A 22,920-nucleotide genomic window follows, 5' to 3' on the forward strand; every position below is an offset into this window, starting at 1 on the left:
CTATTCTTCATCGGCAAAAATCGCATTTGCACTAATTACTTTAGAAATTTTAAGTTTATTTTGTTCTTGCAAAATATAGATTTTTTGTTTGATTGAATCACTGGTGAAGCTTCCATTCAGGTTTAATACAATAGGGGCTTCACTCAATGAACCTTTGCCACGATACTCTTGATTGATATTATTGGTCGTAGCTTGATTCACAATCACAAAATAACCTGTAATACCTTGTGCTTGACCACATGCCAAGCTCTGTGGTGCCCAATCACCAAATTGAATAACAGAGTTAAAATGATAACCTTTATGTTCTAAGAAGTTTTTCTGTTGTGGCGTGGTGATTGGGAAGTTCAAAACTTTCTGTTGTCCTTTCCAGTTGATCAGCAATTGACTGGATGAACAAGAGTCCCGTATCTGCCCCGCACTTCCTGATTCTGCTCCATCTATTGAATCATCACATTGTGAAATGACTTGAAATGTGGCATCACCACAGTTCAGTACTTTAGAACGATAAGTTTTATATTGGGTAGTTTGAGCAAAAAGTGAATGAGATAAAAAGCTGAGTACAAAGCAACAGGTTACGGTTTTAAAATAATAACTGCAAAAATGAGAAATCATGCTTTTTATATTGATCATTAACATTCTTTAATTCTATATCAAATATTTACTTACAACTCTGAAAAATATCACTAAACCCTCCTAAGCACATGAAATTATTAATGATAAAAATTAAACTGAGTGTTGAAATTATTTTCAGCCTATATTAATCCTGTCATTACACAACAAAAGCTTGATTAAAATACATATTTTAAAAATAATGATAACCAAATCACAAAACAATTAGGTAAAACGATGAAAGATATCATAATTTTTATTTCAAGCATGCTGTCCATATTGTTGGCTCAAATGAGTCACGCCACACTTCCCAAAATACCTGAAGAGATCCAAATAGAGATTTTTAAAAGTGCAAAATTTAAAAAAACCAATCTAGGTTGGGAAAGCCGTTGTAGTTTAGGCAATATTTCATATTATGGTGATTTGAATAAAGATGGTCGCCCTGATGCAATTGTGGTAGATGGTGGTATTGGATGCTATGCCGACACAGGGATTGGATTTTATATTGTCACTCAACAAACTGATCGGAAATGGGTTCGAATTTTTAATAGTCGCGGTCAACCTGAATTTCTTTCAACTTTAGGCAGACATGGTTGGCCAGATATTGCCATCAATGATGGATCAAAATGTTTTAACGTGTATAAATGGAACGGACAAAAATTTGAAAAGGATCGTTTGGAATACAAAAACAAAGCATGTTCAAGCCCTACAGTGCAAAAGTAAGACTTTTTTTGAATTTCATTGATACAACTGATCGGATTGTTTTTAAGTGCGAATTTTATTTTTAACACTCAACATTCAACCATAAAAATTAACTTAATAAATATCAATGTCTTAAAAATTAAGCTATGTTTTGTTATTGCATCAACTTAGTGCAATAATTCCAATTTAGTGCAGGCTTTTGCTTTATATCGAGTCTTAATAATATTTTGAATTTTTTGATCTATTTTTTCATACAGTCAGATACTTCACGAATAGATTTGCTTGGTTATACTTGAACCAATTTGTGACATATAGCACCAAAAAGAATCGTATATGCAAAACGTTGATCTTCTCTTTCTTTTGCTTGGCGCAGTGCTTGTACTCGCTATGCATGCAGGATTTGCTTTTTTAGAATTGGGAACAGTTCGTCATAAAAATCAAGTCAACGCACTCAGTAAAATCATTACTGACTTTTCAATCTCAGCAATCGCCTATTTTTTTATTGGCTATTATATTGCTTATGGGCAGCATTTTTTCCATACAGGCACCACGCTATCCGCTGAACACGGCTACAATTTGATGCGTTGTTTTTTCTTGCTAACCTTTGCTGCTGCTATTCCTGCAATTGTTTCAGGTGGTATTGCAGAGCGTGCAAAAATGCGCTCTCAAGCCATTGCTACGCTTTTTATTGTCGCTTTGGTTTATCCCTTCTTTGAAGGCATTGCTTGGAATGGCAACCTTGGATTGCAAAAATGGTTAGCAGATACATTTGGTGCAGGATTTCATGATTTTGCTGGTTCAGTGGTTGTTCATGCTATGGGTGGATGGATTGCATTGGCAGCAGTTTTACTCCTCGGTGCACGCAATGGGCGTTATAAAAAAGATGGACGTGTCAGTGCACACCCACCATCTTCAATTCCCTTCCTGGCATTAGGTTCTTGGATCTTAATTGTTGGTTGGTTTGGCTTTAACGTGATGAGTGCTCAACGTGTTGATGCCATTTCAGGTTTAGTTGCGATTAATTCACTGATGGCGATGGTCGGCGGTACACTTTCTGCAAATTTCTTTGGCAAAGAAGATCCTGGCTTTTTACATAATGGTCCATTGGCTGGCTTAGTTGCAATCTGTGCTGGTTCAGATGTCGTTCATCCAATTGGTGCGCTGCTCATTGGTATCTGTGCAGGTTTTATTTTTGTCAAATTGTTCACTTATACACAAAACAAACTTAAAGTTGATGATGTTTTAGGGGTATGGCCTTTGCATGGGGTATGCGGTGCTTTTGGTGGCATTGCTGTTGGGCTATTCGGACAACAATGGTTGGGAGGAATCGGAGGCGTATCCATGATCTCACAAATCATTGGTACACTGCTTGCCATTTTGCTTGCGCTTGCAGGTGGATTTGCTGTCTATGGTATACTCAAAGTCACTATGGGTATTCGCCTATCACAAGAAGATGAATTTCGTGGAGCAGATTTATCCATACATAAAATTTCAGCAAACTCTGAGGATGCGATGTTTTAATATTTAACATTTTATTCTATTTTTCTTTTTTAGCGGCTTTCGCAGCCGCTTTTTTATATTTTATTTAAATGACAATAAATTAATCTCCATGCCCATTATTTATCATCAATATTTCATTATGATGGATTGCTATTTTAAGAGACTTTTTACTGGAATAATAAGTAGAATGATAATCACTTAAAGCTGAATCATTTTTATTATGAACAGACATCAAACTCGTCAGTTCTTTTAATGAGTTGGTTAATTAAGTCTGATTTAAGTTTATTTTTTTCTAATAGCAAACGATTAAAATGATTCAACTGAGTGATCCTTTTCATGCCTTTTTTAGAGTCGCATAAATTCTTTTTAAAAAACAGTTTATTATTGGGAATACTATTTTTAATATTATTATTCATGTTCCCGGTTGGTGGTGCAATTGATATGCAGTTGATCCACCCTTGGATAGATTCTGCTGGAAATTTTCCATTAAAAAATAACTGGTTTTTAGTAGAAATCAATCATAAATTGATTAAACATTTGGTCATTGGTTTTTTTGTCATTATCCTACTCTCATGGATTGCTTCTTTTAAGTTTGATCAACTCAAAGCCTTTAAATGGCAACTTGGTTATTTATTTTGGGTCAGTGTTTTATCTACTGTTTTGATTGGATTATTAAAATCACACTCAGCACATGCATGTCCATGGTCGATGACCGAATCTACTGCATTTGGTTATGTTTGGGATTTTTCTGCAACCCAAGGTCATTGTTTTCCAGGTGGTCATGCAAGTACAGGTTTTTCACTGCTCACAGGATTTTTTGTTTTTAGAAAATCGAATCCTAAAATCGCCTATTTTTTCTTATGTTTAGGGCTTGTTCTTGGCTTTATTACAGGTTGGGGACAAATGATGCGTGGAGCACATTTCCTTAGCCATAATCTTTGGACAGGTTGGATTATTTATACGTTTAATTTATTGGTCTATCGTATTTTCTATAATAAATTTAGAACCGCAATCCAATAACAACTTTTCGTTATAGGGTCAAGGTCGCAGGATGACTCTTTGGCTGTTCTAAATCATCATAAATTTTAATATTTATACATTATAGTCAATCTGTTAAAACGCATTGAGTAAAATATAATTTTTCTTAATCAATAAAATCAATGTGATAAAAATATTATTGAAAGATTTTAAACTTTCATTTTCACACTTTACAGCTAAAGTTTAAATAAATTTGCGCAGGTGATGCTTCACTTTTCTCAACCATTTTTTGTTCAACGGCATTCTTGCGCTGCAAACAAAACAGTGCTTTGCTTTGTTCACGCTCCTTATTCAACATAGCAACATCCATATCACCATTATAGAAAGACCGTCTATAACTCAACAATATAAAATAGAGACTCACTAAGGTTTCTAGTAATTTGTATAAAAACCATAAAGTTCATTGGATACGATCATTTTTAATTAATGGAAGAGATCAAATGAATAATTCAAAAGGCTGAAATTTTACAAAATTTAAATATTAAATTATTAAACTAATCTTAATTTTTACAATTTAATATATTTTGATTATACTCAAAACAATTTAGTAATGTTATGCGTGTAAATATGAGTAATTTTTCTAAATTTCTCCGTAATACCCTTAAAGCTCAAGACTCAAATATCCAACCTTATCAATTGGATAACAGCAAAGTGTGGCTTAAAAAAGCTTCAGAACGACACTCTGCATGGATTTATATGCCATTAAAATGGGTTGCACGCATTCTTAATATTGAAGCTTTAACTCCAATTCCTAACTATGGTGGGAGTAAGTCAATTTATTGTGAAGTTCATCGTCTCACTGAATTACAGTCATTAGGTATTCCCACACCTCAGATTTTAGCGAATTGCTCTCAAGGTCTATTGATTGAAGACGCTGGTGATCAGGTCATGCAACTTGACCAAGCATTGATTAGAATGGAGGGGAATACAGCGAAAAAATTAGAATTCTTTCGTGAAGCAATTTCAGCAATTCAAGCAGTTCACCAGAAAGGAAGTTATCTCAGCGAAGCTTTTGCGCGCAATATTTTAGTCAATCGCCACAAAGAATTTACTTTTATCGACTTTGAAACAGACCCAGGCGAAATGCTAGATCTAGAAACTTGCCAAATTCGTGATTGGTTATGTTTTATTTTTTCAACAGCATTCCGTTTCAATGATGATGAAATTGCACAAGCGTGTGATATTTTTATTGCTGAAATCTACCCATGCAAATCGAAGTATAATGAAATCTGTCGAATTGGGAACAAACTGAATTGGGTTGCAAATTTTAGTTTAGAAAAATTAGGGAGTGATGGGCGAAGAATGCATAAATGCCTGACATTTTTCCAGTATATGAAAAAGAATGAACCACTTCCTTTGATTTAAAAGGACATGGTTCATTTATTGAGGAATTTGAGATTATTCGATAGGTTTAATATTGAGTTGAACAGGTACTTTAACCAAAACACTTAAACCGCCTAATTCCTCGCTGCGAGAAAGTAATAGCTCGCCACCCAAATGCTGTATGGCTTTATCCACGATCGACAAACCTAAACCACTTCCCACCTCTAAGTGATGATGCACACGATAAAAACGTTTTAACACTTTATCATACATCTCTGTGTCTATGCCTGGACCACTGTCTTCAATTAAAACATAAGCAAAATCATGGATATCGGCAAAGACTGAAATATTAATCATTCCTGAGACAGGTGTATATTTAATTGCATTATCAATTAAATTAAAAATAATTGAATGAAGGCTATGTTCTACGCTTTTTAACACAACAATTTCATTACGTATAAAACCCAAATCAATATCTTTTTCCATCGCTAGATTCATCAATTGCTCGACGCAATTGAGTGCAACATCATTCAGTTTAAATTGCGTGACTTGCACTTCATGATTCAGCGAAGCATCTTGTTTCGCCAAAGCAAGTAACTGCGTCACTAAATGCTGCATACGTGCTAAACCTTTACTGAGGTTTTTTAGATTTTCCTCTTCAGGAAATTGGCTCATTAAAATTTTAGTTTGTAAATTCAATGCTGTTATGGGGGTTCGGAGTTCATGCGCAGCATCCGCTACGAATTGCCGCTGCTCTTGTTGTGCTTCAGAAATCCGCTCAAATAAATGATTCATTTCCTGAATGGTAGGTAATAATTCTTCTGGATAATGCGCATTTTGAATCGCCACCAACGAGTTAGAATCACGCTTTGCCAATTCAGATTTAAAGTCTTCTAAAGGCTTTAAGCTGCGGCGAATAATATAGACCAAGCCCAATAAAGCAAATGGAATAATCAACAAATAAGGCAAAAACATGCTTCCTGCAAGTTCTAAAGCCAAATGCTCTCTGACTTTTTCCTGTTGACTAATTTGAATCTGAAAGTTCGCTGTCGGTAAAATATAGGTAATCCATGTCCCATTTGCGGTCTCTTGACTATAAAACCCAGCTTTCTGCTTAGGCTCAATAATCACATGATGAGGGGTGTTTGGAACCTGTTGAGGTTTTGCATAAGACCACACATCTATAAATAGATCCTCCTCATGATAGCGCTTATGCTCATCAAAATGGCTTTGAATAGGTCGAGGGTTAAGTTCAACCCGCTCCGCCAAATAAACCATTTGTGCATCAAGAATTTCATTAATTTCTTCTAAAGAAATTTTATAAGCTGAAAAAATTAATACGCAGCCCAATAAAATACTAAAGATAGAGGTATAACGAATTAAACGCTTTCTTAGAGAAAATGCAGTTCCCATATTATTCTGCTTTATGTGCTTGCCCCAAACGATAGCCTAAACCACGAATTGTACGAATAATATCTTTACCTAATTTTGAACGGATGTGATGAACATAAACTTCAATCGTATTGCTGTTGATTTCACTATCAAAAGCATACAATTTATCTTCTAAATTTGCTTTAGAAAATATTTTATTGGGATGCGTCATCAGTGGAATCAAAATTGCCCATTCTCGATTAGACAGCTCAACTGGCTCACCTTTCAATGTTGCGATATGTTGTTCAACATCTAAAACAATCTCACCATTCTTTAACAAGTTTGATGACTGCCCCATCACCTCTTTTGTAGCATCTCCAGAACGGCGTAATAATGCATGAATACGCGCTACCAGCTCATCAAATTCATAAGGTTTAATCAAGTAATCATCTGCACCTTGGTTTAAACCATCAACACGATTTTGTAATTGATCACGTGCTGAAATAATCAGTACAGGTAAACCTGAACGTTGACGAATTTGCTTTAAAACTTGCATTCCGTCCATCATTGGCAAGCCTAAATCGAGTAAAACCAAATCAAATTGTTTTTCTGAGATGAGTTTTAAACCATCTAAGCCATTATTGACCCATTCAACATCAAAGCCTTGGTATTTCAACAATGTTTTCGATGATTCTGCAATCATAAAATCATCTTCTATCATTAAAATTTTGGTCATGCTCTATGTCCTTTCAATCAACTGTTCACTGCACATTGGTGCAACATATTGTTCTTTTGATCAATCACCTGAGTTTGAATATTCAATAAACTCAAAAGACTTGGAAATAAATTATCTTGACTCAATTTTGCTGCTTTTTGTTGAGTTAAACAATTAATTTGTTTTGCAGATGCAGCTTTCCAGTTCTCTGAAAACCACATGAACATCGGGACATGAGTCTGTTGAGTAGGCGCAATTGCATAAGGTGCGCCATGCAAATACATGCCACGCTCACCTGTAGACTCACCATGATCAGACAAATACCAGAAACCAGTTCGATAGTTGTCTTGCTGCTTTAAGCTTTCAATCACTTGATTCAAAATATGGTCAGTATAGACAATCGAATTATCATAAGTGTTGATTAATTCAGTTGAAGAGCACCCTTGAATCGCATTGCTTTCACAGGTTGGTTTAAATTTCTTAAATTCATTCGGCGCACGCTTGTAATAAGCTGGTCCATGACTGCCCATTTGGTGTAAAACAATCAAATGAGGCTGTTTGTCATCTTTAGGTAATTGCTTGAGATATACATTTAAACTATCAACCAAAATACCATCTAGACACTCACCACCTTGACACCATTTCTTTTCTAATTCTTGAGGAATAACAAACTTCTCAACACGATCACAGGTACCTTTACAGCCTGAATTATTATCAATCCAAGTCACCTTATACCCTGCACGTTGTGCAATATCCAATAATCCTTCTCGGTGACTCGCAAGTTGCTCATCATAATTTACACGTGGCATACCTGAAAACATACAAGGTACTGATACAGCTGTTGCAGTACCACATGAACTAACTTGAGAAAAATTAATAATATTCGCCTGCTTAGATAGTTCGGGATTGGTATTTTTAGCATAACCGTTTAACGCGAAACTTTCTGCGCGTGCTGTTTCACCCACCACCAAAACCATCAATTTGGGTTTATGCTGTAAAGCAATATCCTCAACGATATGTGCATCTTCACCATAACGAATCAAAGGCAAATTCTTTTTAGGTGCTTTTTTATGGAAATATGAAAGCGTTGAAGCCACTGTGTTTTGAGGTGAAATCATACCTTTTAGATCACGATGCTCACGAAAAATAGCTGCATAATCGACATAGAATACAAATAATAATCCACCAATAACAGCTAAAGAACCCACAATATTAAGCCCTTTAAAAAGCACAATCTTGCTTATTTTTTCTGGTTTAATACGGATCCATAAAATCAAAAGAATAGGTAAAATAACAAAACTAACGGTCCATGCAAAAAATTGAAAAGAGAGCAAGTCTGCAACTTCACCAGAATCAGTTTGTGCCATGTTCTGAATTTGATCAGGTGAAATTATCACACCCAATGAATTGACAAAATAGGCACTAAAACCACCAATAAATACCAGAATGATTGCAAAGAATTTTGCGGTCCATTTCCAATCTAAGAGCTGTAGTAATAGATTGTATAAAGCAATCAATACTAAAGCTGTAGCAATCAAAAAGAGCTGGGCTTTTATACCTTGATAAGGAGTAAGCGCTTGAACTTTGCCCAGAAAACCAAAGTTCAGGCATAGCCCTAACCAGACTGCAACAATAAAATTAAAGGCAGTGAGGGAAATGGAGACTTCTCGTTGTTTGATACGTTGTATTAAATTAGACATTACTGTAGCAATACTCTCTTCAATGACCTTAAGTTAAAAAATGAAGCTTAAATTGAACTTAAAAGCATTCTTTGAGTACCTAACAGCATTAATCTCAAATTTTAATCCCTTAAAATTTCTCATTATTTGAGAAATTCAAACTAGAATAAATATTTATAATGGTTGTTACATATTATTTTATAACCTAATAGATAATCAATTCTGCCCATTCAATTTGGATTGGCTCATTCTTCGGTGTCAAAAGAATGAGCCAATAAAAAAATCATACAGGAATTAATTTCTATACTTTTAAAATTGACAAAAAAGTAATTTTTGTCTTATCTAAATGTAATGTAAAATAATGACCTCTAAATCATAAATAAAATGCTATTGTTTAAGTTGATATTTAAATTCATTTTAAAATAAGAAAATTTAAAACAATAATCAATATCTTAATCGAGAATAATACTGTTTATCTAAATAATATTACTTTTCATACATATTTCTCATCCAATATATAATTGGAATTAAACAAAACATACCTACAAGTAAAATTAAACTTAAGAATTTTAAATACCCCAGTTGATCTCCAATCATTCCACTTACTGTATATAGGACTCCACTGATGCTTGCCATGATTGAAACTTGAAAAGTAAAATCAGTTCCAGCATATTCGCTTCGGCTATACTGCATTACCAAGGTTAAAATCACCACCAATAACATTGCAGCAAACATGTCTTCTAAAGCATTAATCAGATAAATTATCCACGGCGCAACAGGAACGGCTTGTTCATATAAAACTGCCAACCAAACGAAACCTGCTAAACTGATTAATTTCAAGACAGAAAATAACAATAAGGCTTGATGACGTTTTATTTTCTTTAAAAACAATCCTGCCAACCCAGCGCCGCATAGTGCAGAAAATGCGCCCAGCATTGTAATGTAAATACCAATTTGAGAAAGGCTCAATTTCAAATCAACCAATAACGGTTTAGTGATTGGACCTGCAAATCCATCTGTAACTTTGATTGTGCAAAGTACAAAAAACCATGCTGTTAATTCTTTATTTTCAAAGAAATACCTTAAATAATCTCTAAACCATTCAAAGCGATCTATATTTGTTTGATGTGATGTCTTTTTGCTGGCAATACGTAGATGTTCAGGTTCTTGATAAAACCAAATTGGCAGTGTATTGCAAGCAACGATAGCGGCCAAAATAAGAAAAGTCATCTGCCAACTGAGCCAATCCATTGCCCATAAAATTGCTCCACCACCTACAATAAACCCTAGGCGAGAACCAATAACCTGAAACATATTACCAAAATGTTGCTGTTCTTCTTTTAATATTCTTACTGCCAAACCGTCAGTAGCAATATCTTGAGTTGCACCGATGCTATTCATACACAGCAATGCAATAAAAAACAGAAATAAAAACCGTGGTTCATTTAAAGATTGAATCGGTAAGAAAGATAAAATAACCAGAATGACAATGGTTAAAATCTGGGTGGGAATAATCCAACTACGATAATGCCCTGCTTGGTGATGTCCATAACGATCCACCAAAGGTGCCCATAAAATTTTAATTGCCCATGGTGCCATTAACAGTCCAAAACCGCCAATATGAGCCAATGAAACACCTTGAGCACGTAAGATCACTGGCAACGCATGGGTCATAAATCCCACAGGTAAACCTTGAGCCCAATATAAAGAGAATAACAATAAATAATGATATGGCATGCTAACTCGACTCAAGAATCATCAACATTGACTCACCTGCAATGATTGAACACTTTAAATTTGATATATTGCTTTAATTTGCAAATTTTGTAATATTTACATTTTGCGGATATCCAATGGATGGATGTCTATGTTGTATTAAGCAAAAAATGAATACCAATACAAGAGCAGTCACATAAAAATACGATGTCACAGAATTTTCCAAATATACCCGATCAAGTGCCCCAGCGTGGCAATACCACCAGTCGCAATATATTTAAAAACCTTTACTTGGTTCAAGGCTGGGGTTTTGAGGGTGAGTTTCCGAACTTACCTAAAGCCGTGGTGTTTATTGCTCCCCATACATCAAACTATGATGGTTTATATGCCTTTCTTGCGATGTTAGGGATTGGTGTTAAAGTCACCATTTTTGGCAAAGACAGCCTGTTTAAAACGCCATTGAAATCTCTTTTTGAGTGGATTGGTGTTATTCCCGTTCATCGCGACTCTCCACATGGGCTGACACAGCAAATTATCAAAGTGATTCAACAACAGGAAAAAATCTGGATTGCAATTGCACCTGAGGGCACCCGAAAAAGAGCAGAAAAGATTAAAAGCGGTTTTTATCATATCGCCATGGGTGCGGGTATTCCAATTGCTGTCTTTTCATTAGATTATGAGAAAAAACGTATTCATTGCTTAGGCACACTACAGCCTACAGGTGACTATGACAAAGATTTAGATGATATTTTAGCGCGTTTTAAAGGAAACTTTTCACCTAAACGTCCGCATTTATTATCACTTCCTTTACAAAAACTATGGAAAAATGGCTAGAAAAAAAAGATGCAATCTGTTCAGATGTGCAGCATATATTTTTGACAAAAGTAATTCCCATGCGTGTTAAACAACTTGGTTTTATAGGCTTATTGGGTCTAGCCCTCGTTGGCTGTGACAAGACAGCAAAAACTCCAACCCAAACCACAGCAATTAAGGCTCGTGAACCTGTTATTGCCATTGCACTTGGCGGCGGCGGTGCAAAAGGTTTTGCTCATATTGGTGTACTTAAGGTTTTAGAATCTCATGGGATAAAGCCAAAAATTGTAACAGGCACCAGTGCAGGGAGCTTTGTTGGTAGCATCTATGCCAGTGGTAAAACCCCTTATCAAATGCAACAAATTGCCCAACAATTAAAAGAATCTGATTTACGTGATTTAACTTTAAGTAGCCAAGGCATCGTGCTTGGTCAAAAACTACAAGATTATGTTAATCGCAATGTCGCCAATAAACCGATCGAACAGTTTCCGATTCGTTTTGCAGCTGTCGCAACTCGTTTAGACAACGGCAAGAAAGCAGAGTTTATTAAGGGCAATGCAGGTCAGGCTGTCCGTGCTTCTTGTAGTATTCCCAATGTATTTGTGCCAGCGACAATTGGAAACACCAAATATGTTGATGGGGGCTTAGTAAGTCCTATTCCAGTACAAACTGCGCGTGATATGGGCGCGGATATTGTCATCGCTGTTGATATTTCTGCTCGACCGAGTGGTAGTCAGCCAATGAATATGTGGGGATTATTAGATCAAACCATTAATATCATGGGGCAACAAAGTATCAATAATGAATTGGCTCAAGCCAATATTGTGATACAACCTAAAGTTGGGCATTTAGGAACACTTGACCTTAAATCAAGTAATCAGGCAATTTTAGAAGGTGAAAAAGCCGCACAGGGTAAAATTATTGCAATTCAGAATGCGATCTCAAACTTTAAAAAATCCCCTGCTGCTTTAAAACCTGCGCCACGAGCAAAGTTTTAACTGGATCATGAAATACTTCGCTTCATCCTAATTGAATATAAGAATAAATACGTTTTTATATGCAGTATTAAAATGATCTGCTACATTGGTAGAGATGATTCGTCATCTATACCAATGATAATCACCAGGGTAGATTATGGACTTTATTTTTGAACCGTGGCATTGGTTTGTACTTGGCATATTGCTGATCTTATCTGAACTTATTCTACCTGCATTTGCTGCCTTGTGGTTTGGTATCGCTGCAGTTGTGGTCAGTATTTTGTTTTGGCTGTTTCCAAGTATGAGCTTTGCCTTACAAGTCGTGTGTTGGATTATCTTATCCATCATCTGTACTGTCGCTTGGTTTAAATTCGTCAAACCACTTTCTATAGATAAAACCAAAGCTGGGCTTCCGCGTGAAGCAACGATTGGACAAACCGGTATGGTCATTCAAACTGGACTCAGTCATGATCAGATTCGCGTGCGCTTTCCGATGCCTGTTTTAGGTTCTGATGAATGGAACTGCCGTACCCTATCACCTGTACAAGTGGGTGACCGTGTACGTGTGACAGATATTTTAGGTAATGATTTAGTTGTACAGCTACATTCATCATCTCAATAATGAAGAATAAAGAGGAAAATTAAATGGGTTTTGGTTCTATTGTTGTTTTAGTCTTATTTGTATTCGTTGCTGTAACCATTTTTAAGGGGGTTCGTATTGTCCCTCAAGGTTACAAATGGATTGTACAACGTTTAGGTAAATATCATTCTACTTTAAGCCCTGGCTTAAACTTCGTCATCCCTTATGTCGATGAAGTTGCTTATAAAGTCACAACCAAAGATATCGTTTTAGATATCCCGTCACAAGAAGTTATTACTCGTGATAATGCTGTTTTGGTGATGAATGCTGTTGCATATATCAACCTGACGACACCTGAGAAAGCAGTCTATGGTATTGAAAACTATACATGGGCAATTCAAAATCTTGTACAAACTTCACTCCGTTCAATCGTTGGTGAAATGGATTTAGATGATGCTTTGTCTTCGCGTGATCACATCAAAGCAAAATTAAAAGCAGCGATTTCAGATGATATTTCAGATTGGGGAATTACCCTCAAAACTGTAGAAATTCAGGATATTCAACCCTCTCATACCATGCAAGCTGCCATGGAGGCTCAAGCTGCCGCTGAACGTCAACGTCGAGCAACAGTGACTAAAGCAGATGGTGAAAAACAAGCTGCTATTTTAGAAGCAGATGGTCGTTTAGAAGCATCTCGTCGTGATGCAGAAGCACAAGTTGTTCTTGCTGAATCATCTCAACGTGCGATTGAAATGGTCACCTCTGCCGTTGGTGACAAAGAAGTTCCTGTTGCCTATCTACTTGGTGAGCAATATGTAAAAGCGATGCAAGATATGGCGAAATCTAATAATGCTAAAACAGTTGTGTTGCCAGCCGACATTATGAATACCATTCGTGGTGTTATGGGCAGAAATAATTAACTCCCTCATCCCCAAAGTCAAAATAGGTAATCTTAAGGTTACCTATTTTTTTGCCTTCGAAATTTAGCACTCTGTTTTAACGTATAAGAAATGATCAGCATTTTTTTGTAATTTGTGGTTAAATTTCACGTTATTTTAGATTCCACCTTGAATCTGAATCTTTCCACGTATATGGATATCGTATGAGCTCCCTTAACCCCACGTTAATTACCTTTCTATTTTATATAGTTGCAATGGTCATCATTGGCTTAGTCGCTTATCGCGCCACAACCAGTTTTGATGATTATATTTTAGGTGGACGTCGTTTAGGCAGTTTTGTTACTGCATTGTCTGCAGGTGCATCTGATATGAGCGGTTGGTTGCTGATGGGTTTACCTGGTGCAATTTATTTATCAGGTCTATCTGAAATGTGGATCGCCATTGGTTTAATCATGGGCGCTTGGCTGAACTGGTTACTGGTTGCAGGTCGTTTGCGTGTCCACACTGAAATTCAAAATAACTCACTTACACTTCCCGATTATTTTTCAAATCGCTTTAATGATCATAAAAAGATTTTAAGGGTTGTGTCTGCTGTTGTGATTCTTATTTTCTTTGCCATCTATTGTGCTTCTGGCATGGTGGCAGGTGCGCGTTTATTCGAAAGCATGTTCAACATGTCTTACAGTACGGCACTTTGGATCAGTGCTATTGCGACAATCAGTTACGTATTTATTGGCGGATTTCTTGCTGTCAGTTGGACAGATACCATTCAAGCAGGATTGATGATTTTTGCATTATTACTGACCCCGATTGTCACCATACTCAGTTTAGGTGATATGACTACAGTAAATGCAGCATTAGACGCAGCACGCCCTCAAGCCTATAGTTTATTTACAGATTTGAGTGGTATTGCTGTCATCTCACTTTTAGCATGGGGCTTAGGCTATTTTGGGCAACCTCATATTCTGGTTCGCTTTATGGCAGCAGATTCGGTGAAATCAATCCCAAATGCACGTCGTATTGGTATGACTTGGATGACACTTTGTCTAGGCGGTGCAGTTGCTGCTGGTTTCTTTGGGATTGCCTACTTCCAAATGCATCCTGAATTAGCGGCAACGGTCAATGCCAATCCTGAAACGGTATTTATGGAATTAACTAAAATTCTATTTAACCCATGGATTGCAGGTATCGTTTTAGCGGCTATTCTTGCTGCTGTCATGAGTACCCTGAGTTGCCAGTTATTGGTGTGTTCAAGCACTTTGACAGAAGATTTTTACAAAGCATTTATTCGTAAGACTGCATCTCAAAAAGAACTGGTCTGGGTAGGTCGTTTAATGGTTTTACTGATTGCTGTTCTTGCTATTGTTCTTGCCAGTAATCCTGAGGCGAAGGTTTTAGGTTTAGTCGCTTATGCTTGGGCTGGTTTTGGTGCTGCATTTGGTCCATTGATTATTCTTTCTGTTTTCTGGAAACGGATGACTTTATCTGGCGCTCTTACAGGTATGATTGTGGGTGCGCTTGTAGTGATCCTTTGGAAAAATATTCCAGTATTTGCAACAACTGGTATTTATGAAATTATTCCAGGCTTTATTTGTTCTTTTATCACCATTATTTTATTTAGCTTGATCAGCAAAGCACCTTCAACAGATATGATTGAACGTTTTGAAAAAGCGGATGCAATTTACAAAGAATCTGTTTAAGCCTATCCCCCCTTTTCATAAAGGGGGAATTTTAATGCTTTATCTGCGCTGAATTATCACGACTATAGTATTGATGTATCTTGCTCTTTAAATATTTCCGTTAGCTTTTTCGAGCCAGCAAGAATTGTGAAATTTGGTTGAGCTCTTTAGCATCTTCTCCAAAATAAGCAAGTGCTTTAAATGCTTGATCATGTAATTGTTGCGCATAAATTTGAGCATTTTCCAAACCCATTAACGCAGGATAAGTTGATTTATCTACTTGCTCATCTTTGCCTGCCGTTTTTCCTAAAGATTCAGTATCCGAAATAACGTCTAAGATATCGTCTTGTACTTGAAAGGCTAAACCGATCGCTTGACCATACTGACGCAGTTGCGGAATCGCCTGATCCGTTCCTGAAAAAATGGTCACAGCAGCCATCATAATTGCTGCCTGAATGAGTGCACCTGTCTTATTACGATGAATATTTTCCAGATGTTCCTGATCAACATGTTTGCCTTCAGCCTGTAAATCTAAAACCTGCCCACACACCATTTTTGAACTGGCTGTTGCCAAAATCTGCATTTGCTTGAGAATAATGGCTTGATCTACTGTTTGTCCTTGATCGAAAAGCCGACTCCCTAAAACCTCAAATGCCATGGATTGCAATATATCACCTGCCAATAATGCAGTGTCCTCACCGAAAGCGACGTGACATGTCGGTTGTCCACGACGTAATAAATCATTGTCCATGCAAGGTAAGTCATCATGTGCCAATGAATAGCAATGTATAAATTCAATTGCCACTGCTGCTCGTCGCACCGCTGCAAAATTTGGATTATCAGCTTTTAATTGAGATGTTGCATAACTTAAAGCAGGTCTAACCCGTTTTCCCCCTAACATCACAGTATGATGCACAGCTGATTTTAATGGTTCAGGCAAAGAAAAAGCATCTAAAGCTGTTTGTAAATCTTGCTGAATTTGCACTTGTGCCTGTTGTAAAATTTCTGCATTTACATGGGGAATTGAAGTCACATCTGCCTCGTTTTGCACAATTTTTTAAAACTAGAAATCAAGTTTCAAAAAAATGGATATATTGGATGAGTCAGAGACATTCTACTATGAGTGATTATAATTCTCACCCATTTATTGGCATACATATATGCGAAATACAGAACTAAAGCTTTATTTAATCCAAACCTAAATTTTTAAATAAAAATAAGGAGTTTTTGCCTTTTTTCTTTGCGTAACGAACAGCGAAATCGAGTTCTTTTTTAACATCAACTTCTACATTTTGATGTTCTGGATCTAAATGCACAATCCCGATAGATGCCGTTAGATATTCATCGTTTTTTCCAAAAAATATTTTTTCTTCGGTAATGGCAAATCTAAATCTTTCAGCAAGTGTCATGACTGCCCACTCAGTCAACTGCGCTATCGCAACCACAAAACTTGCTGAATTTAAACGAAAAATCTGTGCTTCAGTTTGACTGATGGCTTCACTAAGTACAGCGCCCAACCGAATTAAAATATCGTCTCCAGCAGTATAACTGTTGAGTTGGTTAAAACGCTTAAAGTCATCTAAATCAATTTTAATGAACGAAATTGTTGTTTGCTGATTCTTTTTCCATTTTTCACTTAGGTAATGATCAAAAGCAAAAGCATTTTGTAAGCCTGTCACTAAATCCAAATAAAGGTGATTATGTAACTTTCGATTATTATTTAATAAAACATTTTCACGTCGTTTTAACCGCGTGATATCAGAGCAAACCACCACAACCCTTTCAATTTCATTATCTTGATTACGAATTGCTTTAAAATAAGAGAGATAGAATTTTCCTTTGACATAAAATTCCTGCTCAAAATCATTTTGATTTTTTGCAAAATGGCGCATTGCTTCATTAAAATGGGCAAAAACCACTGTGGAAAATGTATTTAGCAACTTATCAAACAAATACAGTGCATCACTTTCATAAATGTCCGCAAACTTTTGATTCACACCTAAAAAGCGTGCTTCTTGATCAAGCAAAGCGATCGGTAAAGGAATCTGCGAGATAAACGAAACCAAATGCAATTTATCTATATCTTGTAAATATTCAAAAACTTTCAAACTTTCAAGGCTAGCTTGTAGTTTTATAAGCTCTTGTTCCATACACCACCTCAAAGCTGATTTATTTTTGAATAAAGTGAAATCAGCGTTGAATTCACCTCTAAATACAAGATTGAATACGTAGAAAAAGCATTCAATAAAATAAGTTTCTATATAATATAATTAATATTATGCAATACACCACTCAAAAATAATACAATTGACGACAAACGTCACAAAATAACAAAACCTTGCATAAGCAAGGTTTTTTGTCGAAATGAATTAGACCAATCGATAAAGCTTTAAATCTTAAAAGAGATTAGAAACTATCCGCAGGAATACGCACCCAACCTTCCATAAGCACTCGTGCACTACGACTCATGATGGCTTTTTTTACAACCCATTGACCATTTTCATTTAAAGCTTGTGCGCCCACTCGAAGCGTTCCTGACGGATGACCAAAGCGTACTGCCTCGCGCTCACCACCTCCAGCAGCCAAATTCACCAAGGTTTGTGGAATAGCTGCCGCCGTACCAATTGCTACCGCTGCTGTTCCCATCATTGCGTGATGAAGTTTACCCATTGACAGTGCACGAACCAGTAAATCTGTATCTGATTGTGTCACTTGTTTACCACTTGAAGAAGTATAACTTTTAGGCTTAGACACAAATGCCACTTTCGGAGTATGTTGACGATTTGCAGCTTCACTAATGTGCTGAATTAAGCCCATTTTCAATGCACCATAAGCACGAATTTTTTCAAAACGCGCTAAAGCGGCACTATCAGCATTAATATCATCTTGTAGTTCTGTGCCTGTATAACCAATCTCTTCTGCATTTAAGAAAATTGTTGGAATTCCTGCATTGATTAAAGTGGCTTGGAATGTACCAATTTCTGGCACATCTAAAGTATCAACCACATTGCCTGTTGGAAACATTGCTCCGCCATCTTCGCCATCGTCCGCAGGATCTAAAAATTCAATTTGTACCTCTGCCGCAGGAAAGGTTACACCATCTAGCTCAAAGTCTCCGGTTTCTTGAACTTGACCATGACTTACAGGAACATGTGCAATAATCGTTTTTTGAATATTCGCCTGCCATATACGAACAGTACAAATACCATTTTCAGGAATTCGATCTGCTGCGACCAAACCATTACTTATTGCAAAGGAACCTACCGCAGCAGTGAGATTTCCGCAGTTACCGCTCCAATCCACAAATGCTTTATCAATTGAAACTTGTCCAAAAAGATAATCTACATCATGTTCAGGTTGTAAACTCTTTGACAAAATCACCGTTTTACTGGTACTTGATGTTGCACCACCCATGCCATCAATTTGCTTTCCATAAGTATCTGGACTACCGATCACTCGAAGTAACAATTGATCACGTGCTTGTCCAGCTGTTTGCGCGCGTTCCGGCAAGTCCTCCAACCTAAAGAACACGCCTTTACTGGTCCCCCCACGCATATAGGTTGCAGGGATTTTGATTTGCGGTGCAAAACTCATTTTATCGCATTCCTTTCAATTATCTTTGTTGTCTAAAATAATGAATCATTATTCAGTTTTATATTACCCTTTTTTTTTGAAAAAACACGGATTGATTGACTTAAGTATGAAATAAAAAAATGAAAATTGAATAAATATCCACCAGATTAAATATAAATTTAAAAAGCTAAAATAAAACTTATTGCATTGAAAATTAAACAAAAACTTGAAGATACTGTTTTTTGACTTTGCAGTTCTCCTTTATAAATCAATCCGATACTAGGCTAAAAGTAACCAATCTATTACAATATTTAAATTCGTATAAATAGAGCTATATACATTGAGCAACGAGTCTACACAGTTACAACGTGGACTTAAAAATCGTCATATTCAATTGATTGCCATGGGTGGCGCTATTGGAACAGGACTGTTTTTGGGTTCAGCACATGTCATCGAAAAAGCTGGGCCATCCATTATTTTGGGTTATGCAATAGGCGGTTTGATCGTTTTTTTAATTATGCGTCAACTGGGGGAAATGATTGTTCATGAACCTGTTGCGGGTTCTTTTAGTCATTTTGCCAATAAATACTGGGGGAAATTTCCAGGATTTTTGACGGGCTGGAATTACTGGATGCTTTATGTTCTGGTCGCAATGACAGAACTCACGGCTGTAGGTAAATATATCAACTATTGGTGGCCTGAAATCCCCAATTGGATTTCGGTACTGTTTTTCTTTGTGCTGATTACACTCATCAACTTAGGAAATGTTAAATTCTACGGTGAATCAGAGTTTTGGTTATCTATTGTTAAAGTCACTGCAATTATTGCCATGATTGTTTTCGGTATTTATCTGATACTTACCGCAGATGTTACATCCGGTATCGCTTTTTCAAATCTATGGTCGCATGGTGGCTTCTTCCCCAATGGATTTGAAGGGTTATTCTTCATGCTGGCTTTCCTCATGTTTGGATTTGGCGGAATCGAATTAGTTGGTATGGCTGCGGCTGAAGCAAAAGATCCTGAAAAAACCATTCCGAAAGCAATCAATCAAGTTGTGCCTCGTATTTTGATTTTTTATGTGGGTTCAATGATCATTCTTTTATCATTGGTGCCTTGGAATCAGTTAAATTTTGGTGGTTTAGACAAAAGTCCATTCGTCATGGTTTTCAGTATGATTGGGATCGCATGGGCAGCCCACTTGGTGAATTTCATTATCTTGACCGCAGCACTTTCTGTATATAACAGTGGTATGTATGCCAATAGCCGTATGCTTTATGGCTTAGCCAAGCAAGGAAATGCACCTAAAATCTTTACCAAAACCAATAAACACGGCGTACCTATTCCATCAGTCCTACTTTCTGCGTTCTTGATTTTAGGTTGTGTGCCGTTAAATTACTATTTGCCAGAAGACGCATTAAGTCATTTGATGTATGTGGTTGTAGGCGCCTTAGTACTCAACTGGTTAATGATCACTTTGACCCACTTAAAATTTAAACGTGCATTACGCTTAACCAATCAAACCAGTAAATACCCTGCTCTATGGGCTCCAATGAGTAACTTTGTGGTGATTATCTTTATTGGTGTGGTTTTATATATCATGTGGGATCAAGGTTTTAAAGAATCGGTATTGATGATTCCTGTATGGATCACGTTAATGCTAATTTTATTTGATATTTTGAATCCGAATGAAATAAAACCAGAAGAAAAATAGAACGAACATAAAGCTATTATCTCGATAATAGCTTTTTTTTCATAGGCATATACGGTAAATTATTGACTTATCGCGCCCTTAGCTTAATTGGATAGAGCAGTTGCCTCCTAAGCGACCGACGTGGGTTCGAGTCCCGCAGGGCGCACCAAATCATTAACTCCAAACACTCCCACATGTCACTGATACAATAATTAATTAAACACAATAAATTCGGTAAACACATTTGTGATGCCATAGGTAAACTTTGACATTACCTAGGTACAAGAAGTAAAGCTAAAAGCCTCAAGTTTTATTCTCGGTGGTGAGCACCAGCAACCAGGCTACAATCATCTTATTTTGCCCATCTAATTGAGCTTTATAACGATAACAGGTCTGATGAATTTGAAATATGAGACATCTAATTAAAGAAAGTTATTCAGCAATAATGTACCTCATAGTCAATAATAGAAGTACATGAGTATAAATGAACCAAATAAGCATCACATTCAGCTCATTTATTGAGCCAAATATATGTTATATTTAGCTCACCTTGGAAAGGTTCAAGGTGGAGATTAAAATGCAAGATTGGATTTGGCAAAGTGACAACTGGATAAACTTCACATGGGAAGATGAAACCATCTTACCCAAAACTAGACAAATTCATCAAAAAATTGGAATTTTACTTGGGCAAAGTCAGTATGATTTAGCCAAAGAACAATTTACCTTAGATATTCTACTTGCCAATCTTGTAGCATCGTCAGCGATTGAAGATGAGACCTTAAATGTGTATTCATTACGCTCCTCTCTTGCCCGACGTTTAGGTGTTACCCTTGAACAACCTTACCCAAGTTCAGACCGATCTGAAGGCTTAGCCAACATCATGCTGGATGCGCTTAACAACGTAAAACAACCACTTACTGTTAAACGTCTTATGCAATGGCACCAATGGCTTTTTAATGACCCTGATTGGACAATGCAGCGCTTACGTATTGGTCAACTCAGAGGTTCAGAACCAATGCAGGTTGTCTCCGGTCGATTGGATCACCCAACAGTTCACTTCGAAGCACCTCCGAGAGAGGGACTAGAAGAACGTTTAGAAGCCTTTATCAATTGGTTTAATCATAGTCTAAATAATGCTTTGCTTGACCCCCTACTCCGTGCGGGTATCACACACTTATGGTTTATCACACTCCACCCTTTTGATGATGGTAATGGTCGTATTACACGTACCCTCACAGACCTTGCATTAGCACAAATGGATGAACAGAGCATACGTTTGTATGCGATGTCCCCCGTGATATTAAATAAACGCAAAAGTTACTATGAAATTTTAGAACAAACCCAAAAAAGTGATTCCAATATCACAAATTGGCTTGTTTGGTTTTTAGACACCTTAAGTGACAGCCTTGAAACGACGTTAAAGCAAATTCATCGAACATTATTTAAAAGTAGGTTTTGGCATAAGTATTCAAACTTAGATCTCCATGAAGGACAACGTAAAGTATTAAATCGTCTATTAGATGGTGGTGAAAATGGCTTTGAACATGGTATCAGTGCCTCACAATATCAAAAGGTTGCTAAAGTGAGTAAAGCAACAGCTACACGGCACTTATCTGACTTGCTGGAAAAAGAGTGTATAATCAAATTGGAAGGTGGTGGGCGCAATACTTGCTATCAGATCAATACTCAATTATAAATAGAGTACTTTTATTTTTTACGGTATAGTTTGCGGTAAAATCAATTTAATTCATAAATTATAAAATTAAAATTCAATGAGATAACCTAACAGTTCGAGTCCCTCAGGGCGCATAAATAAATTTATTGATAAAAACATGACCTTATTGACAATAATGGATATTTCTTCAGGTCTTATTCTAATAATTGGTTTTCAATCAAACTAAAGTCTCATTTTTTCACCTGATCATATTTCACACAATTACGCGATCAATAATATAGGGAAAAACCAAAACTTTTAATGACAAAACTAAACATATCTATTTAAATAATAATGATTTTTAATTTAGCACAAAACTTTATGCTTATTAATTAAACTATA

The 22,920-nt window shown here is 36.5% G+C and carries 20 protein-coding genes, 1 tRNA gene and 1 pseudogene; 12 read left to right on the forward strand and 10 right to left on the reverse strand.

Going from position 1 to position 22,920, the window contains the following annotated elements; all coding sequences use genetic code 11:
- Window positions 1-612: a hypothetical protein gene (locus tag AAV97_RS07455; protein WP_046760250.1), complete on the reverse strand. Its 612-nt coding sequence runs from the start codon at window positions 610-612 to the stop codon at window positions 1-3.
- A 234-nt stretch (window positions 613-846) separates the two neighbouring features.
- Between AAV97_RS07455 and AAV97_RS07460 the strand changes: the two genes are divergently transcribed.
- The 3 genes from AAV97_RS07460 to AAV97_RS07470 all read left to right on the forward strand — a co-directional run bounded on the left by AAV97_RS07460 (window position 847) and on the right by AAV97_RS07470 (window position 3,831).
- Complete coding sequence (locus AAV97_RS07460) at window positions 847-1,332, forward strand: hypothetical protein (RefSeq protein WP_009585587.1); 486 nt, start codon at window positions 847-849, stop codon at window positions 1,330-1,332.
- A gap of 312 nt (window positions 1,333-1,644) precedes the next feature.
- Window positions 1,645-2,832 carry an ammonium transporter gene (locus AAV97_RS07465; RefSeq protein ID WP_005030789.1) on the forward strand — a complete coding sequence of 396 codons (1,188 nt, stop codon included), beginning with the start codon at window positions 1,645-1,647 and terminating at the stop codon, window positions 2,830-2,832.
- A gap of 315 nt (window positions 2,833-3,147) precedes the next feature.
- Window positions 3,148-3,831, forward strand: coding sequence for a phosphatase PAP2 family protein (locus tag AAV97_RS07470; RefSeq protein WP_005030790.1), 684 nt, complete (start codon window positions 3,148-3,150; stop codon window positions 3,829-3,831).
- 181 nt (window positions 3,832-4,012) lie between these two features.
- On the opposite strand, the gene AAV97_RS21540 is transcribed toward AAV97_RS07470, so the two are convergent.
- A complete protein-coding gene (locus tag AAV97_RS21540) occupies window positions 4,013-4,147 on the reverse strand; it encodes a hypothetical protein (RefSeq protein WP_265597203.1) in 135 nt (44 codons plus the stop codon).
- 269 nt (window positions 4,148-4,416) lie between these two features.
- On the opposite strand from AAV97_RS21540, the gene AAV97_RS07475 reads away from it, so the two are divergent.
- A complete protein-coding gene (locus AAV97_RS07475; protein WP_034708197.1) occupies window positions 4,417-5,214 on the forward strand; it encodes a serine/threonine protein kinase in 798 nt (265 codons plus the stop codon).
- Between the two features lie 33 nt (window positions 5,215-5,247).
- Here AAV97_RS07475 and AAV97_RS07480 read toward each other — a convergent pair whose 3' ends face one another.
- The 4 genes from AAV97_RS07480 to AAV97_RS07495 all read right to left on the reverse strand — a co-directional run bounded on the left by AAV97_RS07480 (window position 5,248) and on the right by AAV97_RS07495 (window position 10,674).
- The gene (locus AAV97_RS07480; protein ID WP_046760239.1) at window positions 5,248-6,585 is read right to left on the reverse strand and encodes an ATP-binding protein; all 1,338 of its coding nucleotides are present in this window, start codon (window positions 6,583-6,585) and stop codon (window positions 5,248-5,250) included.
- 1 nt (window position 6,586) lies between these two features.
- Window positions 6,587-7,279, reverse strand: a complete 693-nt coding sequence (locus tag AAV97_RS07485; protein WP_009585623.1) for a DNA-binding response regulator PmrA — start codon at window positions 7,277-7,279, stop codon at window positions 6,587-6,589.
- Between the two features lie 17 nt (window positions 7,280-7,296).
- Window positions 7,297-8,958 (reverse strand): phosphoethanolamine transferase, encoded by a 1,662-nt coding sequence (locus tag AAV97_RS07490; protein ID WP_009585616.1) that lies wholly within the window; start codon window positions 8,956-8,958, stop codon window positions 7,297-7,299.
- 465 nt (window positions 8,959-9,423) lie between these two features.
- A complete protein-coding gene (locus AAV97_RS07495) occupies window positions 9,424-10,674 on the reverse strand; it encodes an MFS transporter (RefSeq protein ID WP_009585644.1) in 1,251 nt (416 codons plus the stop codon).
- Window positions 10,675-10,860: 186 nt separating this feature from the next.
- Here AAV97_RS07495 and AAV97_RS07500 point away from each other — a divergent pair, with 186 nt between their 5' ends.
- The 5 genes from AAV97_RS07500 (at window position 10,861) to putP (ending at window position 15,622) form a co-directional block, all read left to right on the forward strand.
- Window positions 10,861-11,487: a 1-acyl-sn-glycerol-3-phosphate acyltransferase gene (locus tag AAV97_RS07500; RefSeq protein ID WP_042089355.1), complete on the forward strand. Its 627-nt coding sequence runs from the start codon at window positions 10,861-10,863 to the stop codon at window positions 11,485-11,487.
- A 59-nt stretch (window positions 11,488-11,546) separates the two neighbouring features.
- On the forward strand, window positions 11,547-12,464 hold the full coding sequence (locus tag AAV97_RS07505) for a patatin-like phospholipase family protein (RefSeq protein WP_046760251.1): 918 nt from the start codon (window positions 11,547-11,549) through the stop codon (window positions 12,462-12,464).
- 136 nt (window positions 12,465-12,600) lie between these two features.
- Window positions 12,601-13,065 carry an NfeD family protein gene (locus AAV97_RS07510; RefSeq protein WP_004828157.1) on the forward strand — a complete coding sequence of 155 codons (465 nt, stop codon included), beginning with the start codon at window positions 12,601-12,603 and terminating at the stop codon, window positions 13,063-13,065.
- A gap of 23 nt (window positions 13,066-13,088) precedes the next feature.
- On the forward strand, window positions 13,089-13,943 hold the full coding sequence (locus AAV97_RS07515) for an SPFH domain-containing protein (protein ID WP_004828156.1): 855 nt from the start codon (window positions 13,089-13,091) through the stop codon (window positions 13,941-13,943).
- Window positions 13,944-14,125: 182 nt separating this feature from the next.
- Window positions 14,126-15,622, forward strand: coding sequence for a sodium/proline symporter PutP (gene putP, locus AAV97_RS07520; protein ID WP_046760240.1), 1,497 nt, complete (start codon window positions 14,126-14,128; stop codon window positions 15,620-15,622).
- Between the two features lie 100 nt (window positions 15,623-15,722).
- Here putP and AAV97_RS07525 read toward each other — a convergent pair whose 3' ends face one another.
- The 3 genes from AAV97_RS07525 to prpF form a co-directional block, all read right to left on the reverse strand.
- On the reverse strand, window positions 15,723-16,634 hold the full coding sequence (locus tag AAV97_RS07525) for a polyprenyl synthetase family protein (protein WP_046760252.1): 912 nt from the start codon (window positions 16,632-16,634) through the stop codon (window positions 15,723-15,725).
- A 154-nt stretch (window positions 16,635-16,788) separates the two neighbouring features.
- A complete protein-coding gene (locus tag AAV97_RS07530) occupies window positions 16,789-17,751 on the reverse strand; it encodes a diguanylate cyclase domain-containing protein (protein WP_004828151.1) in 963 nt (320 codons plus the stop codon).
- A 256-nt stretch (window positions 17,752-18,007) separates the two neighbouring features.
- On the reverse strand, window positions 18,008-19,195 hold the full coding sequence (gene prpF, locus AAV97_RS07535; protein ID WP_046760241.1) for a 2-methylaconitate cis-trans isomerase PrpF: 1,188 nt from the start codon (window positions 19,193-19,195) through the stop codon (window positions 18,008-18,010).
- Between the two features lie 319 nt (window positions 19,196-19,514).
- On the opposite strand from prpF, the gene AAV97_RS07540 reads away from it, so the two are divergent.
- Together AAV97_RS07540 and AAV97_RS07545 are read left to right on the forward strand one after the other, a co-directional pair.
- On the forward strand, window positions 19,515-20,885 hold the full coding sequence (locus AAV97_RS07540) for an amino acid permease (RefSeq protein WP_046760242.1): 1,371 nt from the start codon (window positions 19,515-19,517) through the stop codon (window positions 20,883-20,885).
- Window positions 20,886-20,957: 72 nt separating this feature from the next.
- Window positions 20,958-21,033: transfer RNA gene (locus AAV97_RS07545), tRNA-Arg, on the forward strand.
- Between the two features lie 56 nt (window positions 21,034-21,089).
- Here AAV97_RS07545 and AAV97_RS21380 read toward each other — a convergent pair.
- A pseudogene (locus tag AAV97_RS21380) lies at window positions 21,090-21,281 on the reverse strand (IS3 family transposase); the annotation flags it as partial.
- 160 nt (window positions 21,282-21,441) lie between these two features.
- Here AAV97_RS21380 and AAV97_RS07550 point away from each other — a divergent pair.
- Window positions 21,442-22,560, forward strand: coding sequence for a Fic family protein (locus AAV97_RS07550; protein WP_046760243.1), 1,119 nt, complete (start codon window positions 21,442-21,444; stop codon window positions 22,558-22,560).
- Window positions 22,561-22,920 lie beyond the last annotated feature (360 nt).

This window comes from Acinetobacter sp. Ag2 (assembly GCF_001005515.1).
In the GTDB taxonomy this organism is placed as follows: domain Bacteria; phylum Pseudomonadota; class Gammaproteobacteria; order Pseudomonadales; family Moraxellaceae; genus Acinetobacter; species Acinetobacter bereziniae.

Bases quoted from the DNA above. Each gene is read 5' to 3' on its own strand.
- AAV97_RS07455 (WP_046760250.1), bottom strand. From the start codon at position 612: ATGATTTCTCATTTTTGCAGTTATTATTTTAAAACCGTAACCTGTTGC.
- AAV97_RS07460 (WP_009585587.1), top strand. From the start codon at position 847: ATGAAAGATATCATAATTTTTATTTCAAGCATGCTGTCCATATTGTTG.
- AAV97_RS07465 (WP_005030789.1), top strand. From the start codon at position 1,645: ATGCAAAACGTTGATCTTCTCTTTCTTTTGCTTGGCGCAGTGCTTGTA.
- AAV97_RS07470 (WP_005030790.1), top strand. From the start codon at position 3,148: ATGCCTTTTTTAGAGTCGCATAAATTCTTTTTAAAAAACAGTTTATTA.
- AAV97_RS21540 (WP_265597203.1), bottom strand. From the start codon at position 4,147: ATGTTGAATAAGGAGCGTGAACAAAGCAAAGCACTGTTTTGTTTGCAG.
- AAV97_RS07475 (WP_034708197.1), top strand. From the start codon at position 4,417: ATGAGTAATTTTTCTAAATTTCTCCGTAATACCCTTAAAGCTCAAGAC.
- AAV97_RS07480 (WP_046760239.1), bottom strand. From the start codon at position 6,585: ATGGGAACTGCATTTTCTCTAAGAAAGCGTTTAATTCGTTATACCTCT.
- AAV97_RS07485 (WP_009585623.1), bottom strand. From the start codon at position 7,279: ATGACCAAAATTTTAATGATAGAAGATGATTTTATGATTGCAGAATCA.
- AAV97_RS07490 (WP_009585616.1), bottom strand. From the start codon at position 8,958: ATGTCTAATTTAATACAACGTATCAAACAACGAGAAGTCTCCATTTCC.
- AAV97_RS07495 (WP_009585644.1), bottom strand. From the start codon at position 10,674: ATGCCATATCATTATTTATTGTTATTCTCTTTATATTGGGCTCAAGGT.
- AAV97_RS07500 (WP_042089355.1), top strand. From the start codon at position 10,861: ATGTCACAGAATTTTCCAAATATACCCGATCAAGTGCCCCAGCGTGGC.
- AAV97_RS07505 (WP_046760251.1), top strand. From the start codon at position 11,547: ATGCGTGTTAAACAACTTGGTTTTATAGGCTTATTGGGTCTAGCCCTC.
- AAV97_RS07510 (WP_004828157.1), top strand. From the start codon at position 12,601: ATGGACTTTATTTTTGAACCGTGGCATTGGTTTGTACTTGGCATATTG.
- AAV97_RS07515 (WP_004828156.1), top strand. From the start codon at position 13,089: ATGGGTTTTGGTTCTATTGTTGTTTTAGTCTTATTTGTATTCGTTGCT.
- putP (WP_046760240.1), top strand. From the start codon at position 14,126: ATGAGCTCCCTTAACCCCACGTTAATTACCTTTCTATTTTATATAGTT.
- AAV97_RS07530 (WP_004828151.1), bottom strand. From the start codon at position 17,751: ATGGAACAAGAGCTTATAAAACTACAAGCTAGCCTTGAAAGTTTGAAA.
- prpF (WP_046760241.1), bottom strand. From the start codon at position 19,195: ATGAGTTTTGCACCGCAAATCAAAATCCCTGCAACCTATATGCGTGGG.
- AAV97_RS07550 (WP_046760243.1), top strand. From the start codon at position 21,442: ATGCAAGATTGGATTTGGCAAAGTGACAACTGGATAAACTTCACATGG.